The sequence below is a fragment of the Cellulosimicrobium marinum genome (assembly GCF_020551945.1).
Classification (GTDB): domain Bacteria; phylum Actinomycetota; class Actinomycetes; order Actinomycetales; family Cellulomonadaceae; genus Cellulosimicrobium; species Cellulosimicrobium marinum.
On record NZ_JAJBZH010000003.1, the window covers coordinates 63,833 to 78,695 of the forward strand.

At 73.3% G+C, this 14,863-nt stretch carries 12 protein-coding genes and 3 tRNA genes; 6 read left to right on the forward strand and 9 right to left on the reverse strand.

All coding sequences use genetic code 11. The annotated features are described in order from the left end of the window. Window positions 1-45 precede the first annotated feature (45 nt). The 4 genes from LGQ04_RS07505 to LGQ04_RS07520 are packed head-to-tail and all read left to right on the forward strand — an operon-like array spanning window position 46 to window position 3,185. Complete coding sequence (locus LGQ04_RS07505; RefSeq protein ID WP_229243091.1) at window positions 46-867, forward strand: ABC transporter ATP-binding protein; 822 nt, start codon at window positions 46-48, stop codon at window positions 865-867. Further along, window positions 864-1,505, forward strand: a complete 642-nt coding sequence (locus tag LGQ04_RS07510) for an ABC transporter permease (RefSeq protein WP_229243092.1) — start codon at window positions 864-866, stop codon at window positions 1,503-1,505. The genes LGQ04_RS07505 and LGQ04_RS07510 overlap by 4 nt, the downstream gene beginning before the upstream one ends. Beyond that, complete coding sequence (locus tag LGQ04_RS07515) at window positions 1,502-2,239, forward strand: ABC transporter permease (RefSeq protein ID WP_229243093.1); 738 nt, start codon at window positions 1,502-1,504, stop codon at window positions 2,237-2,239. Before LGQ04_RS07510 ends, LGQ04_RS07515 begins: the two co-directional genes overlap by 4 nt. Window positions 2,240-2,267: 28 nt before the next feature. Continuing rightward, on the forward strand, window positions 2,268-3,185 hold the full coding sequence (locus LGQ04_RS07520; RefSeq protein ID WP_229243094.1) for an ABC transporter substrate-binding protein: 918 nt from the start codon (window positions 2,268-2,270) through the stop codon (window positions 3,183-3,185). A 451-nt stretch (window positions 3,186-3,636) separates the two neighbouring features. Here the strand turns inward: LGQ04_RS07520 and LGQ04_RS07525 are convergent, their stop codons facing one another. From LGQ04_RS07525 to LGQ04_RS07565, 9 genes are all read right to left on the reverse strand, one after another. Then, window positions 3,637-4,554, reverse strand: coding sequence for an ATP-grasp domain-containing protein (locus LGQ04_RS07525; protein WP_229243095.1), 918 nt, complete (start codon window positions 4,552-4,554; stop codon window positions 3,637-3,639). Between the two features lie 51 nt (window positions 4,555-4,605). Next, complete coding sequence (locus LGQ04_RS07530) at window positions 4,606-6,141, reverse strand: dihydrolipoyl dehydrogenase family protein (RefSeq protein WP_229243096.1); 1,536 nt, start codon at window positions 6,139-6,141, stop codon at window positions 4,606-4,608. Window positions 6,142-6,197: 56 nt separating this feature from the next. After that, window positions 6,198-7,844, reverse strand: a complete 1,647-nt coding sequence (locus LGQ04_RS07535) for a monocarboxylic acid transporter (protein WP_229243097.1) — start codon at window positions 7,842-7,844, stop codon at window positions 6,198-6,200. Next, the gene (locus LGQ04_RS07540; RefSeq protein WP_229243098.1) at window positions 7,841-8,191 is read right to left on the reverse strand and encodes a DUF485 domain-containing protein; all 351 of its coding nucleotides are present in this window, start codon (window positions 8,189-8,191) and stop codon (window positions 7,841-7,843) included. Before LGQ04_RS07540 ends, LGQ04_RS07535 begins: the two co-directional genes overlap by 4 nt. 167 nt (window positions 8,192-8,358) lie before the next feature. Next, window positions 8,359-9,219, reverse strand: a complete 861-nt coding sequence (gene trmB / locus LGQ04_RS07545; RefSeq protein WP_372470006.1) for a tRNA (guanine(46)-N(7))-methyltransferase TrmB — start codon at window positions 9,217-9,219, stop codon at window positions 8,359-8,361. A gap of 101 nt (window positions 9,220-9,320) precedes the next feature. Then, window positions 9,321-13,121 (reverse strand): metallophosphoesterase, encoded by a 3,801-nt coding sequence (locus LGQ04_RS07550; RefSeq protein WP_229243099.1) that lies wholly within the window; start codon window positions 13,119-13,121, stop codon window positions 9,321-9,323. 211 nt (window positions 13,122-13,332) lie between these two features. Continuing rightward, window positions 13,333-13,405: transfer RNA gene (locus LGQ04_RS07555), tRNA-Lys, on the reverse strand. Window positions 13,406-13,510: 105 nt separating this feature from the next. After that, window positions 13,511-13,586, reverse strand: a tRNA-Lys gene (locus LGQ04_RS07560). A 96-nt stretch (window positions 13,587-13,682) separates the two neighbouring features. Further along, complete coding sequence (locus LGQ04_RS07565) at window positions 13,683-13,979, reverse strand: GroES family chaperonin (protein ID WP_229243503.1); 297 nt, start codon at window positions 13,977-13,979, stop codon at window positions 13,683-13,685. A gap of 117 nt (window positions 13,980-14,096) precedes the next feature. Between LGQ04_RS07565 and bcp the strand changes: the two genes are divergently transcribed. Together bcp and LGQ04_RS07575 are read left to right on the forward strand one after the other, a co-directional pair. After that, window positions 14,097-14,573 (forward strand): thioredoxin-dependent thiol peroxidase, encoded by a 477-nt coding sequence (gene bcp, locus LGQ04_RS07570; RefSeq protein WP_229243100.1) that lies wholly within the window; start codon window positions 14,097-14,099, stop codon window positions 14,571-14,573. Window positions 14,574-14,683: 110 nt separating this feature from the next. Beyond that, a tRNA-Leu gene (locus LGQ04_RS07575) sits at window positions 14,684-14,765 on the forward strand. Window positions 14,766-14,863: the final 98 nt, after the last annotated feature.

Consider the following 14,863-nt stretch of genomic DNA (forward strand, 5'->3'; position numbering starts at 1 on the left):
CGAAGCCCGGACCTCGGCGCCCAGACTGTCGGGAGGCAGCCCCCCGTGATCGAATTCCGCTCGGTCAGCAAGACCTACCCCGACGGGACCGTCGCCGTCGACACGTTCGACCTCGTCGTCCCGCCGCACCGCACCACGGTGCTCGTCGGGTCCTCGGGCAGCGGCAAGACGACGCTCCTGCGGATGATCAACCGCATGGTCGAGCCCACGGGCGGCGTCATCGAGATCGACGGCGAACCCATCGGCGACAAGGACCCGGTGCGCCTGCGGCGCGGCATCGGGTACGTGCTGCAGAACGGCGGCCTTCTCCCCCACCACACGGTCCTGGCGAACGTCATGACGGTCCTGCGGCTGGAGGGCACGCCCAAGGCCGTCGCGCGCGAGCGCGCCCTGGAGCTCCTCGACACCGTCGGGCTCGACCGGGCCCTCGCCGAGCGCTACCCGAGCCAGCTCTCCGGCGGACAGCAGCAGCGCGTCGGGGTGGCGCGCGCGCTCGCCGCCGACCCGAACATCCTGCTCATGGACGAGCCGTTCGGCGCGGTCGACCCGATCGTGCGGGCCGAGCTCCAGGCGGAGACGCTGCGCCTCCAGCAGGAGCTGCACAAGACGATCGTGTTCGTCACCCACGACGTCGACGAGGCCTTCCTCCTCGGCGACCAGGTGGTCCTCCTGGAGAAGGGCGCGCACGTCGCGCAGGTGGGCTCGCCGAGCGAGATCATCGAGGCCCCGGCGAACGAGTTCGTCGCGAGCTTCATCGGCGTCGAGCGCGGGCAGCGCGCCCTGCACACCAAGACCACCGACCACGGGACCGTCCTCGTCGACACGACGGGACGCACCCAGGGCGTGCTCGTCGAGGACGAGGCATGACCTGGGTCGCCGACAACCTCGACCTCATCGGCCGGCTCACCGTCGAGCACCTGCGCCAGAGCGCCCTGCCGATCCTCCTCGGGTTCCTCGTGTCCATCCCGGCCGGGTGGGTCGCGTTCCGGTTCAAGCTGACGCGCGGGCTCGTGCTCACCCTCGTCGGGTTGCTGTACACGATCCCGTCGCTCGCGCTCTTCGCGCTCCTGCCGCCGCTCCTCGGCATCAGCTTCCTCTCCGAGGTCAACCTGATCATCGCCCTGACGATCTACGCGGTCGCGATCATGACGCGGTTCGTCGCCGACGCGCTCGCCTCCGTGGAGCCGTCCGTCCGCCAGGCGGCCGTCGCCGTCGGGTACGGCCCCTGGCGCCGGTTCTGGCAGGTCGACCTCCCCCTCGCCGGCCCCGTCGTGCTCGCGGGATTGCGCGTCACCGCCGTGTCGACCATCTCGCTCGCCACCGTCGGCATCCTCATCGGCATCGACAACCTCGGCTACCTCTTCACCAACGGCTACCAGCGCCAGATCGTCGCGGAGATCCTCGCGGGCGTCGTCGCCGTCGTCGTGATCGCCCTGCTCGTCGACTGGCTGCTCGTGCTGCTCGGCCGCCTCCTCATGCCCTGGACCCGGGCGGTGCGCGCATGACCCTCTTCTCCGACGCCATCGCCTGGATCTTCTCCCCCGACCGGGCCACGGGCGCCCTCCCCCTGTCCGAGGCGATCTGGACGCACCTCGCCTTCACCTTCGCCTCCGTCGTCCTCGCGGCGCTCGTCGCGATCCCCGCCGGGTGGGCCATCGGCCACACCGGCCGGGGACGCGAGATCGCGGTCGGGCTCTCGGGCGCGGCCCGCGCCGTGCCGTCGTTCGGCCTCGTGCTCCTCCTCGTGCTCGTCTTCGGCGTGACCCACAAGGTCGCCGCGTCCACGACCGCCTTCGTGCTCCTCGCGATCCCCCCGATCCTCGCGGGCGCGTACGCGGGCGTCGAGGCCGTGGAACGGCGCGTGATCGACGGCGCCCGGTCCGTCGGCATGACCGGCCGGCAGGTGCTCTGGAAGGTCGAGGCCCCCCTCGGCCTCCCCTTGCTCATCGGCGGGCTGCGCTCCGCGACGCTCCAGGTCGTCGCCACCGTCACCCTCGCCGGGTACGTCGGCAACTGGGGCCTCGGCTTCTACATCGTCCAGGGCATCCAGATCCGCGACTTCTCCCAGATCCTCGGGGCGGCGCTCGTCATCGTCGTCCTCGCCGTGGTGCTCGACGTCCTGTTCGCCCTCCTGCAGACCGTCGTCGTCCCACGCGGCGTCGCCGCCGGCCGCGCGCCCGACGACGCCCCGAAGCGCCGACGCCGACGCCGCCCGGCCCCCGAGCCCACGACCGCCTGACCCTCCCGACCTCCAGAAAGGCACGCACATGCGCACCACAGCACGCAGGGCCACCCTCCTCGCCACGGCCGCGACCGCCGCCCTCACGCTCGCGGCGTGCGGGGGCGGTTCCGACCCGCTCGACGCCGACTCCGGCGGCGGCGACGGCGGCTCGGCCGGCGGCACGATCGTCGTCGGCTCCCAGGCGTACTACTCGAACGAGATCGTCGCGGAGATCTACGCCCAGGCCCTCGAGGCCGAGGGCTTCGAGGTCGAGCGCAACTTCAGCATCGGCCAGCGCGACGCCTACATGCCGGCGCTGGAGAGCGGCGAGGTCCAGCTCTTCCCCGAGTACACCGGCAACCTCCTGCAGTACTTCGACCCGGAGACCACCGCAACCTCCTCCGAGGCCGTCTACGCGGCGCTCCAGGACGCGCTCCCCGACGGCCTGGCCGTCCTCGACCAGTCGCCCGCCACCGACCAGGACTCCTACAACGTCACCGAGCAGTTCGCCTCGGACAACGGCGTGAGCTCCCTCGCGGACCTCGCCGGCCTGGACGTCGACCTCACCGTCGGCGGCCCCGCCGAGCTCGAGCAGCGCCCCTACGGCCCCACCGGCCTGCAGGACGTCTACGGCGTCGACGTGTCGTTCGTCGCCACCGGCGACACGACCGTCCAGGACCTCGTCGCGGGCACCGTGAACATCGCGAACGTCTTCAGCGCCGACCCCCGCATCCAGACCGAAGGGCTCGTCACCCTCGACGACCCCGAAGGCCTGTTCCTCGCGTCGAACGTCGTGCCGCTCGTCAGCGCCGACGTCGCCGACGAGATCGCCGACGTCATCAACCCCGTGAGCGCCGCCCTCACGCCCGAGGGCCTCGTCGACCTCAACGTCCAGTCGACCGAGGAGCAGCGCTCGTCCGAGGACATCGCCGCCGACTGGCTCGCGGAGAACGACCTCGCCTGAGCGGCTCGTTCGCCGGTCGCCCCCCGGCGGGCGGGGCGGGAGGCGTGCTCGGGCTGCCGTGCCGTCTCCGTCGACGCGCTCGATGCGCCGGTCACCCACGGCGGGCAGGCCGGGTGGCGTGCTCGGGCTGCCGTGCCGTCACCTCGGTCTTGCACCTCGCGTTCGCGCGCACGGCTCGACGCCCTTCGCACCCCACCCGCCCCGCCCGCCTCGCGGTCGTGTCACCACCGCGGTCTCGCGGCAGGTGCCGGGCCGAGGTCAGGCGCGAGGCAGGCACGAGGCGCGGGCCGGGGCCGACGACGACGGGTCGTGGCGGGTCTGGCGGGAGCGGCCCGAGGAACGAGGGCCGCGGATGGAAGACCCGTCGTCGTCGGCCCCGGTCCGCGCCGTTCCCAGCCCCGTGCCGCTCGGTCCCGTACCCCGCCCGCGCCTGTCCCGACCCCGCGGCAAGCTAGGCCTGAGCCACCCGGGCAGCGATGGCGTCGGCGAAGCGGTCCAGCGCGCCGGGGGCGAGGGCGAGGAACAGGGACGGTTCGGTGAGCTCGAGCTCGAGCACGACGGGCCCGCCGTCGTTGCTCGCGACGAGGTCGACGCGCGCGTAGAGGAAGCTCGACACGTCGCCGTCCGCGACGGCGTCGGCCGCCACCTGCAGGGCCCGGCGCGCGACGTCGGCCTGCTCGTCGGACGCCTCGAACGCCGAGGACTCCTCCTGCTGGTAGAGCCCGCGGGTCGGACGGTGCGGGCCGGTGAGGTGGGTCTTCTTGCGGGCCGCGTGGGACAGCTCGCCGTCGACGAAGACGAGCCGTGCCTCGCCGGCGGTGTCGACGCTCGTGACGTACGGCTGGACCATGACCTCGCGGCCGGAGACGAGGAGGTTCTTGGCGTGCTGGATCGCGAGGCCGCGCGAGTGCGCCTCGCCGGACTGGTACCGGCCGGTGTCCTTCGCGCCCGCGCTGACGACGGGCTTGATGACGAAGTCGCCCTGCGCGGGCAGGCGCGTGTGGATCGCACGCGAGGAGAGGTTGCGCGCGGGGTCGAGCCAGAGCGTCGGGATGACGGGGACGCCCGCCGCCTCGAGCTCGCGCAGGTAGCCCTTGTCGGTGTTCCAGCGCAGCACCCGCTCGGAGTTGAGCAGGCGGGGCACGCGGTCGGCCCAGGCCACGAACTCGTCGCGCCGTGCGGAGTAGTCCCACGTGGAGCGGACCACGACGGCGTCGAACGCGTCCCAGTCGACCTCGGCGTCGTCCCAGACGGCGGGTGACGCGTCGACGCCGCGGTCTGCGAGCGCCCGCACGAGGGGGGCGTCGTCGGCGTCGAGGTCGGGCAGGACGGAGCAGGTCGCGAGCGCGACGCGGGGGTTCGTGGTCACGGGGCCGAGCCTAGGCGACTCCGTGCGTCGCAGCAGCGGCGGGGGCGCGCCTCACAGCCCGTACTCCTCGAGGAAGCGCAGCCAGACCTCGCTCACCGTCGGGTAGGACGGGACGGCGTGCCAGAGCCGCCCGAGGGGCACCTCCCCGACGATGGCGACGGTCGCGGCGTGGAGCATCTCGGCGGCGTCCGGGCCGACGAACGTGGCGCCGACGACGACCTCGCGGGCGGCGTCGACGACGAGCTGTGCGGTCCCGGCGTAGTCGGTCGACCGCACGGACGACCCGGCGACGTTCGCGAGGTCGTACCGCACGACGCGCACGTCGAGACCGGCGTCGCGCGCGGACTGCTCGGTGTGGCCGACGGCGGCGACCTCGGGGCGGGTGAAGACGACCTGGGGTGACGCGACGTGGTCGGCGGTCGCGGCGTAGCGCGACCACGGCTCGGGGTCCTGGCCGGTCCGCGGGGGCGTCTGACCGGTCGTGGGGGCGTCCTCGGTCGCGGGGTCGCCGAAGCGTGCGGCGACGACGTCGCCGGCGACGCGTCCCTGGTACTTGCCCTGGTGGGTGGTGGCGACGCGCCCGGTGACGTCGCCGACGGCGTACAGCCACCCGCCGTCGACGCCGCGCACGAGCATCGTGTCGTCGACGTCGAGCCCTCGTCCGGGCCGGAGGCCGAGCACGTCGACGCCGAGGTCCTGCGTGCGCGGTGCCCTGCCGGTCGCGACGAGGACGCGCTCGGTCTCGACGGGGGTGACGTCGGGCCCGTCGTCCCCACCACGCCCGGAGGCTTCCAGGGAGAGGCGCGACCCGCCGTCGGGCAGGGCCTCGACCGCGGTGGTGGAGACGCCGAGGCGGACGTCCACGCCGAGGTCGCGCAGGGACGCCGCGACCGCCTCCCCCGCCCACGGCTCGGTGCGCTCCAGCAGGCCCCCGCGGGCGAGGAGGGTGACGCGCGCGCCCAGGTCCGTGAGGGCGAACGCCATCTCGCAGGCGACGACCCCGCCGCCGACGATCGCGAGCGTCTCCGGGACGTCCTCGACGGCCGTCGCCTCGCGGCTCGTCCACGGGTTCGCGTCCGCGAGGCCGGGGACGTCGGGCAGGACGGGCACGCTGCCGGTCGCGGCGACGACGGCGTGCCGGGCCACGAGCACGCGGGCGGGGGGCAGGTCGTCGACGTCGGCGTCCCGGTCCTCGGGGACCACCTCGACGCGGCGCTCGCCGACGATCCGCCCGAGGCCGCGCACGAGCGTGATCCCCGCGCTCTCGACCCACGCGACCTGACCGGAGTCGTCCCAGTCGGACACCATCGAGTCGCGCCACGCGAGCACGGCGGCGACGTCGGGCTCCCCCGGGTCGGCCACCCCGGGGACCCCGGCCACCTCGGCGCGGACCGCACCGGCTCGCAGCAGGGTCTTGGACGGCATGCACGCCCAGTACGAGCACTCGCCACCGAGCAGCTCGGCCTCGACGAGCGCGACGGACAGGCCGGTGCGCCCGGCCCGGTCCGCCGCGTTCTCGCCGACGGGCCCGCCGCCGATGACGATGACGTCGAAGGTCTCGGTCGTGTCCTGCGGGTCGCTGGTCATGGACCCATCCTCACGCGGTCCGCCGCCGGTCGCTCAGCGGCGGGCGCCGTGGCGGCTCAGTGCGCGGTGGCCTTCTCCGCACCGGCCCCCGTGAGGGAGCGCACCTCCATCTCGGCGAACTTCTCCGGGTGCGGCTTCTCCTTGCTCAGGTACGTCCCGAGGATCCCCAGGAGGAACGCGAGCGGGATGGACACGATGCCGGGGTTGCTCAGCGGGAAGATCGCGAAGTCGACGTCGGTGTTCTTGATCATCGACAGGCTCGCGCCGGTGACCGGGTCGACCTTGCCCGAGACGACGGGCGAGAACGCGATGAGCACGACGCACGAGATCAGACCGCCGTACATGCTCCACAGGGCGCCGGACGTGTTGAACCGCTTCCAGAACAGCGAGTAGAGGATCGTGGGCAGGTTCGCGCTCGCCGCGACGGCGAACGCCAGCGCGACGAGGAAGGCGACGTTCTGCCCCTGCGCGAAGATGCCGCCGAGGATCGCGAGCACGCCGATGACGACGACGGTGATGCGCGCGACGCGCACTTCGCCGTCGGGCTTCACCTCGCCCTTCTTGATGACGTTGGCGTAGATGTCGTGCGCGAAGCTCGCCGCGGCCGTGATCGTCAGTCCGGCGACGACCGCGAGGATCGTCGCGAACGCCACGGCCGAGATGAAGCCGAGCAGGATCTCCCCGCCGAGCGCGAACGCGAGGAGCGGCGCCGCGGAGTTCACGCCGCCGGGTGCGGCGCTGATCTCCTCCGGCCCGACGAGCGCCCCTGCGCCGTACCCGAGCACGAGCGTGAACAGGTAGAAGATGCCGATGAGCCAGATCGCCCAGACGACCGAGCGACGCGCCTCCTTGGCCGACGGCACGGTGTAGAAGCGCATGAGGACGTGCGGCAGCCCGGCCGTGCCGAGGACGAGCGCGAGCGCGAGGGAGACGAAGTCGAGCTGCGTCGTGCCGCTGAGCCCGTACTGCTTGCCCGGCTCGACGACGGCCTCGCCGCCGGGGCCGGCCGCGTCGATCGCGCCCTGCAGGAGGTCGGACAGGTTGAACCCGAACTGCGCGAGCACCCAGATCGTCATGACGCCCGCACCGGCGATGAGCAGCACGGCCTTGATGATCTGCACCCACGTGGTGCCCTTCATGCCTCCGACGAGGACGTAGAGGATCATCAGCGCGCCGACCACCGCGACGACGACGCTCTGGCCCGCGGTGGAGTCGATCCCGAGGAGGAGCGCGACGAGCCCGCCGGCCCCGGCCATCTGGGCGAGGAGGTAGAAGAACACGACGGCGAGCGTGGCGAGGGCGGCGGCCATGCGCACGGGGCGCTGCTTGAGCCGGAACGACAGGACGTCGGCCATCGTGAACTTGCCGGTGTTGCGCAGGAGCTCGGCGACGAGCAGCAGCGCGACGAGCCACGCGACGAGGAAGCCGATCGAGTAGAGGAACCCGTCGTAGCCGTTGATCGCGATGGCGCCGCAGATGCCGAGGAAGCTCGCGGCCGACAGGTAGTCGCCCGCGATGGCGGTGCCGTTCTGCGGGCCGGTGAAGCTACGGCCGCCGGCGTAGTAGTCCGCCGCGGACTTGTTCTGGCGCGAGGCGCGCAGCACGATGACGAGCGTCACGGCGACGAACGCGGCGAAGATCGAGACGTTGACGACGGGGTTCCCGACGTCGGTCGCCGTGGCGGCCAGGAGGCGGGTGCTCACAGCTCGTCCTCCTCGATCTCGCGGCGCAGCTCGTCGGCGGCGGCGTCGAACCTCTTGTTGGCCCAGCGGGCGTAGATCATCGTGATCGCGAAGGTGGACACGAACTGGCCGAGCCCGAGGAGCAGGCCGACGGTGATGTTGCCCCAGACGCGGGTGCTCATGAGGTCGTGCGCGTACGTCGCGAGGAGCACGTACACGAAGTACCAGACGAGGAACAGCGCCGTCATGGGGAACACGAAGTTCCGGAAGCGCCGGCGCAGGTCCTGGAACTCGGGCGAACGCTGCACGCGCTGGTAGTCGGTCTCTGCGGCGGGCACCGGTGAGGGTGCGGCCGGTACGTCGGTCATGACGCCTCCGTCGGGTCACGGGGAGCACGCGACGACACCGGTGACGACACGGGTGACGCCGACCACCACGCACCATCGCGTGCTCGGGGCGACGTTCTCACCCCCGGCACAATGTGCCGTAGGTCACTTCTGTCCGCAACACCCGTCGTCGGCGTGCCGCGAGCGCGTCAAGCGCGCACGTACTCCAGGTCCGTGATGACGCGCCCCGCGGCCTCGCCCTTGCGCTCGAACCCCGTGAGCACCCGCCCCGCGAACCGCGGCGCGGTCCCCCCGGGACCGTGCACGTTGCGCAGGCCGGGTGCGGCGTCGAGCACCTCGAGCATCTGCTCGGCGTACTCCGCCCAGTCGGTCGCGAGGCGCAGGGTGCCCGCGTCCGCCCCGCCGACAGTCGCATCGGCAGGACCGCCGTCCGATCCGGCGCCTGCCCCCGGCGCGCGCAGCACCCGCTCGACGAGCGGCACGAACGACGGCGCCACGAGGCGCCGCTTGTGGTGGCGCGACTTGTGCCAGGGGTCGGGGAAGAAGACCCACAGCTCGTCGACGCTGCCCTGCGGGAGCGTCGTGGCCAGCAGCTCGGCGGCGTTCGCCTGGACGAGCCGCACGTTGGTCAGGCCGCGCTGCGACGCGCGCAGCACCGTCTGCGCCAGGCCGGGCGCGTACACCTCGACCGCGAGGAAGTCCGTCGCCGGGTCGGCCTCGGCGGCCGCGACGACCGCCTCGCCCTGCCCGGAGCCGATCTCGACGACGAGGCGGGCCTGGCGCCCGAAGACCGCCGCCGGGTCGAGCACGAACCCCGGGTCGACGGACGTGCGCGCGACGTCGCGCGGCACGTCCACGACGAACTCGTCGCGGTGCGCGTCCCACGCGCGCTGCTGGCGCCGGGCGAGCCGGCCGCTGCGGCGCACGAACGACACGGGCTGCGTCCGGTAGCGCGGCCGGTCGTCGACCGGTGTCCCCGGGTCGGCCGGCGTCCCGGAGTCGGACAGGGACGTGGGCTCGGCGAGGGAGTCGGGAGTGGGCTCGGGCACCGCACCAGGGTACGGCGCCCCGCACGCGGGACGGCCCGCGGACCCGTGGTCCGCGGGCCGCCCGTCTGCGGTCCGTCACCCGGCGGGCGACGGTCTCGGGGTCAGCCGCAGGACGTGGCGTCGTACGCGACGTCGACCGCGACCGACCGGCCGTCGCCGACGGCCGCGACCTGGGCCGTGCCGGCCTCGACCGACGCGGACCGCACGGCGAACGCCTGGTACGCCGAGGCGCCCGGCTGCACGCCGGGGACCGTGCGCGTGCCGAACGGCGTCGTCAGCGTGACGTCGACGGGCACGGTGTCGTCGTTCGTCGCGCGCACGGCGACGACAGCGCGACCGGCCATGCACTGGGCACGGGCCGTGGTGGAGACCACCAGGCCGTCGGTCGTGGGCGCGGTCGTGAAGGACTGCACCGGCGAGACGGCGCGCCCGCCGTCGGCGCTCGTCGCCGTCACCGACCACGCGTACCGCGTGCCCGGCTCGAGGCCGTCCCACGTGACCGTCGCTACCTCGCCGGACGCGACCGTCGCCGAGCCGACCTCCTCGGCCTGCGCGAAGAGCTGCACCGCGTCCGTGGACAGCGTCGTGGTGCGGCTCGTCAGGTCGACGGGGACGGTGAAGTCGTCCTCGCGGCCGTCGTAGCGCAGCTCGTCGTCGTACTCGGTCGCGCCGAAGTTCTCGAGCCACGGGGAGTAGGTGTCGACGATCATCTCGGACCGGTCGACGTCGAACTGCAGCAGGCGGAAGAAGCTCGCCCCCAGCCGCAGGCCCTCCTCCGGCGTGTACCCGCCGACCTCCGTCAGCCCGGCCTCCTGCGCGGTGACCTCGTAGAACTGGTAGTCGGCGAGGAGCTCGACGACACCGCTGCCCTCGGTGCCGACGTCCTGACGGACGTTGATGCCGACGCCGTGGCGGTGGCCGGCGAGGACGAGGAACACGTTCTCGTTCGGCTCGACGACCTTGCGGTGCACGAGCAGCCCGTCGGGGGTGGAGATCTCGGACCCGCGACCGTCGGGGCTCGGGCTCGGCACGAGGTAGTCGTGGGTGAGGACGACGGCGTTGCGGTCCGCGAACTGCTCCAGGACGCCGTCCGCCCAGGCCGCCTCCTCGTCCGTCACGCCGTACGAGAGGTACACCGCGACGAAGTCCAGGCCGCCGGCCGTGAAGAGGTCGTAGTGGTTCTGGTTGTCGCCCTCGCGCCACGGCCCGCCGTACGACGCGTCCCGCCAGCCGGCGGACAGCGCCTCGTAGCGGTCCGGGCCGTAGAACTCGTTGAACAGCGCCCCGGGGCCGTTGTCCTGGCCCGTGAGGTTGTCGTGGTTGCCCGCGAGCACGCCGTTGGGGATGCCCGCCTCGTCGACGATGCGCTGCGCGGCCGACGACACCTCGTACTCGCCGCGCACCTGGGCGGCCATCGCCTCGTCGGCGGGGACGCGCGTGTAGTTCTCCATGATGTCGCCCGTGTGGGCCATGTACGCGATCTTGCGGTCGTCGGCGTTGTCGGCGACCCACTGCGTGACGTCGGTGTAGGCCTGGCGCCACACGGCGCGCTCCTCGGCCGTCTCCTGCTCGACCGCGCCCTCGGACAGGTACTGCGTGTCCGTGAGGTGCACGAGGGAGAAGTCGATCCCGTCACGGTCGGCGAACGACGTCTCCTGCGTCGACCCGCCCGCGCCGATGTCGTCGGCGAACGGGTCGGTGGCGGTGACGAGGACGTGGACCGTCCCCTCGTGCGCGTGCCCCGACCCGAGGACCGCGGAGAGCTCGGTGGCGCCCTCGACGGCCCCGCGCGCGGAGGCGAGGGGCGTCCAGGCCGCGCCGTCCCACACGTGGAGGGTCGCCAGGCGCTGCGGGTCGACGACGCCGTCCCAGCGCACGACCTGGCCCGACACGTCGCCCTCGGCGGCGATCTCGAACCGCTGGTACGCGACGTCGCGCGACCGCGGGGAGTCGAGCCGTGCGTCGTCGCCCGGGACGAGGGCGTCGACGGCGGCCGGCTCCTCGCCCTCGACCTGCAGGGAGGCGGGGAGGGTGGACGTCTCGCCCTGCGCCGCGAGGACGGGGGTGGCGGTCGCGGCCCGGGAGAACGTCGCGGTCACGTCGCCGCCGCCCGGGACGGCCACGCGGGCGCCCAGCTCGACGGATCCCTCGACGCCGGTGGTGCCGGCCTCGGGCGTGAGGTCCGTCGGGACGTCGGGGATGCCGAGGCTCGTGAAGGCGACCTCGTGCGTGCTCTCGTTGCCGAGCACGTCCGTCGCGGTGACGACGAGCGCGTGGTCCCCGGCCTCGAGGCCCGGGCCGACGGGCGCGCCCGGCTCCACCGTCTCGCCGTCGAGCGTGACGTGCGGGCCGTCGAGCACGCCCGCGGGGTCCTCGACCTCGACCGCGAGGGCCGTCGCGACCTCCAGCACGGCACCGGCAGCGGGCGTGCTCGCCACGACCGCGGGGCCGGTGTTGTCCGTCGTCACGGTGCGGCGCGCGGCCGCGCCCGCCGCCGTCGCGGACGTGATGACGTGCTCCCCGTCGGCGAGCGTCGCGGTGTCGAGGTCGGCGCGCAGACCGTGGGCGGGCGCGTCGTCGTCGAGCACGACGTCGAACGGCAGGTCGACCTCGGTCGGCTTGCTGCTCGAGCCGCAGTTGCCGTCGCCCATGGAGTACGACGGCGCGATCCCGATCCCGGTGGCCGTGCCGTGGCTCGGCTCGAGGCCGATCCCCGAGATGGCGAAGTCGTCGCGGTTGTCACCGCACGACGTCGGGAACGTCCCCGCCACGAAGGTGATCGCGTTGCGACCCGGGACGAGGTACCCGTTGGGGACGTCGACCCGTACCGTCTCGCTCACGTAGTCGCGGTCCACGAGGTCGATCCGCTGCCCGTTGACGAGCAGGTGGTTGACGTAGCGCGCCTCGATGGAGTTCGAGCCCACGGTGAAGACGAACGCCGAGGTCCCGCCACCGAGGGTCTCGACGGCGCTCAGCGGCGTGCCGTCGACCTCGATGCCCGACGGCGCGTCCCCGCCCTCGGGCGGTGTCGCGAGGATCGTCTGGCGCCCGGTGAGGAGCGCCCCGTCGGCGGGGGTGATCGCAGGCGCGCCGGGCGCGGAGTTGTTCACGGTCACGGCGCTCGTCGCCGACAGCCCGGCCGTCGTCGTCGCGCTCAGCGTGTGCGCGCCGTTCTCGAGGGTCGTCGTGTCCAGCTCCGCCGTGAGGCCGGTCGTGGCCCGGGGGTCCTGCGCGAGGTCGAACGTGAGGTCGGCGCTGCGCACCCGGCCCGTGTTCGTGCCGCACGACCCGTCGCCGAACGAGTAGGAGAACCTGTTGGCGCCGCCGTCGGCGACCTCGCCGAGCAGCTCCAGCGAGACGTCCGTGAGGTCGTAGTCGTCGTAGTTGTCCCCGCACGAGGTGGGGTACGTCCCGACGACGAACCGCACGTCGTTGGCGCCCTCGACGAGCCAGTCGGCGGGGACGTCGAGCACGACGCGCTCGGACACCATGTCGCGGTCGAGGTCGACGCGCTCGCCGTTGACGAGCACGTAGCTGCCGTAGCGCGCCTCGATCGAGTTGCTGCCGACGTCGAACAGCAGCCGTGCGGTCGCGGGTACCGGGTCGGCGTCGAGCGGCGCGCCGTCGACGGCGAGCTCGGCGACCGCGTCGCCCGGCTGGACGGGCTGCGCGGTCACGGTGACCGTCCCGTCGAGGTAGCTCCCGGCGGTCGGGTGGAGCTCGGGCGTCCCGCTCGGCTCCTCGGGGCCGTCCGCCGCGGCGTGCGCGGACCGGTCGGGGTCGGCGGGTGCCGCGGTCGCGGCGGCGGGCACCAGAACGCCGGCGGCGAGGCCGGCCGCCAGGGCGGCGGCGAGCGCGGGGCGTCTCCTGCGGGTGCGGTGCGTGTGCACGTGGGCGTGCATCGTCGTGTCCTCTCGTGGTCGGCAGGCGAAGGGCACGGCGACCACCGTCGCCCGGGGCGACCGCACCCGCACCGGACCCTTCCGCGCGCGGGTGAACAGCCGGACGAGCCGGGACGAACGGGAGGGAAAGGGTCGGCGGCGCGTGCGGGGACGACGAAAGCCGCCCACCGTGGGACGGTGGACGGCCTCGACCGGGCAGGTGCCCGAGGGGTGCGCCATCAGGGACTCGAACCCCGAACCCGCTGATTAAGAGTCAGCTGCTCTGCCAGTTGAGCTAATGGCGCGCGGGAGGAACGGTACCAGCCGCACGCTCCCGTGCTCGACGCCGTGGGACAGGTCCTGACCCACGATTCAGGCCGCCCACGAACGGTGGACGGCCTGGTCGTCGATGGTGCGCCATCAGGGACTCGAACCCCGAACCCGCTGATTAAGAGTCAGCTGCTCTGCCAGTTGAGCTAATGGCGCGCGAGAGAAAACACTAGCAGCCGCGTGACCGCGCCGGAAATCCTCACGGGACGGCGACCTGTGACGTGCACGACAGGTCCCGCGCCCGGGACGACGTCAGAGATAGAGGCCCGTCGGGCCGCCCTCGTCGACCTCCTGGGAGACGGCGTGCACGTCGCGCTCGCGCAGCAGCACGAGGTCCTTGCCGCCGAGCTCCACCTCGGCGCGCTCGTCGGGGTCGAACAGCACGCGGTCCCCCACCGCGACCTGGCGCACGTGCTCCCCCGCGGCGACGACGACGGCCCACGCGAGACGCTTCGGCCCGACCGCCGTCGCCGGGATGACGAGGCCCGCCGCGCTCTGCCGCTCGCTCGCGTCGGTCTCCGGGTCGACGAGGAGGCGGTCGTGCAGCATCCGGATCGGCAGGTCGGCCGGGCGGGCGGAGGGGGACGTCGTCTTGCTCACAGTCGCAACGCTACCCGTGTCGCCTACCCTCGGAAGCACACCCGTGCCCCGGACCGAAGGAGCTCCATGTCCACCCGTCTCGCCGTCGGCGACGCCGCCCCCGACTTCACCCTGCCCGCCGCGGACGGCTCGACCGTCACGCTCTCGGAGCTGCGCGGCACCCGCGTCGTCGTCTACTTCTACCCCGCCGCCGGGACGCCCGGGTGCACGACCGAGGCGTGCGACTTCCGCGACAGCCTCGCGTCGCTCCAGGGCGCCGGCTACGCCGTCGTCGGCGTCTCGCCCGACCCGGTGGACAAGCTCGCCGCGTTCGTCGAGGCCGAGCACCTGACCTTCCCTCTCGTCTCCGACGTGGACAAGTCGGTGCTGGAGGCGTACGGCGCCTGGGGCGAGAAGAAGCTCTACGGCAAGACCGTCGTCGGCGTGATCCGCTCGACCGTCGTCGTGGACCCCGAGGGCGCCGTCCAGCTCGCCCAGTACAACGTCAAGGCGACCGGCCACGTCGCGAAGCTGCGCCGCGACCTCGGCATCGACCCGAAGTAGGGCGACCGCTGCACCTGCGGCCGAGTGGTGCACGTCGACGTGCATCGCTCGGCCGCGGGTGCGTCGGTCGCCGGTGAGCGGTCGCCCGAGCGCCGTAGACTGACCCCCGCGCGCGAGTGGCGTAACTGGCAGCCGCGCCAGGTTTAGGTCCTGGTGTCCTCGGACGTGCGGGTTCGAGTCCCGCCTCGCGCACCCTCGTGCACGACCCTCCCTTCGGCTTGCGAGCGGTCGACACCGGCCTAGCGTGGACGTGGGAGCGCTCCCAGGGCCTCCTGGCCCGGCGACGACGC

Coding starts and splice junctions, on each gene's coding strand:
- LGQ04_RS07510 (WP_229243092.1), top strand. CDS start 864: ATGACCTGGGTCGCCGACAACCTCGACCTCATCGGCCGGCTCACCGTC.
- LGQ04_RS07515 (WP_229243093.1), top strand. CDS start 1,502: ATGACCCTCTTCTCCGACGCCATCGCCTGGATCTTCTCCCCCGACCGG.
- LGQ04_RS07520 (WP_229243094.1), top strand. CDS start 2,268: ATGCGCACCACAGCACGCAGGGCCACCCTCCTCGCCACGGCCGCGACC.
- LGQ04_RS07530 (WP_229243096.1), bottom strand. CDS start 6,141: ATGACCAGCGACCCGCAGGACACGACCGAGACCTTCGACGTCATCGTC.
- LGQ04_RS07540 (WP_229243098.1), bottom strand. CDS start 8,191: ATGACCGACGTACCGGCCGCACCCTCACCGGTGCCCGCCGCAGAGACC.
- LGQ04_RS07550 (WP_229243099.1), bottom strand. CDS start 13,121: ATGCACGCCCACGTGCACACGCACCGCACCCGCAGGAGACGCCCCGCG.
- LGQ04_RS07565 (WP_229243503.1), bottom strand. CDS start 13,979: ATGCTGCACGACCGCCTCCTCGTCGACCCGGAGACCGACGCGAGCGAG.
- bcp (WP_229243100.1), top strand. CDS start 14,097: ATGTCCACCCGTCTCGCCGTCGGCGACGCCGCCCCCGACTTCACCCTG.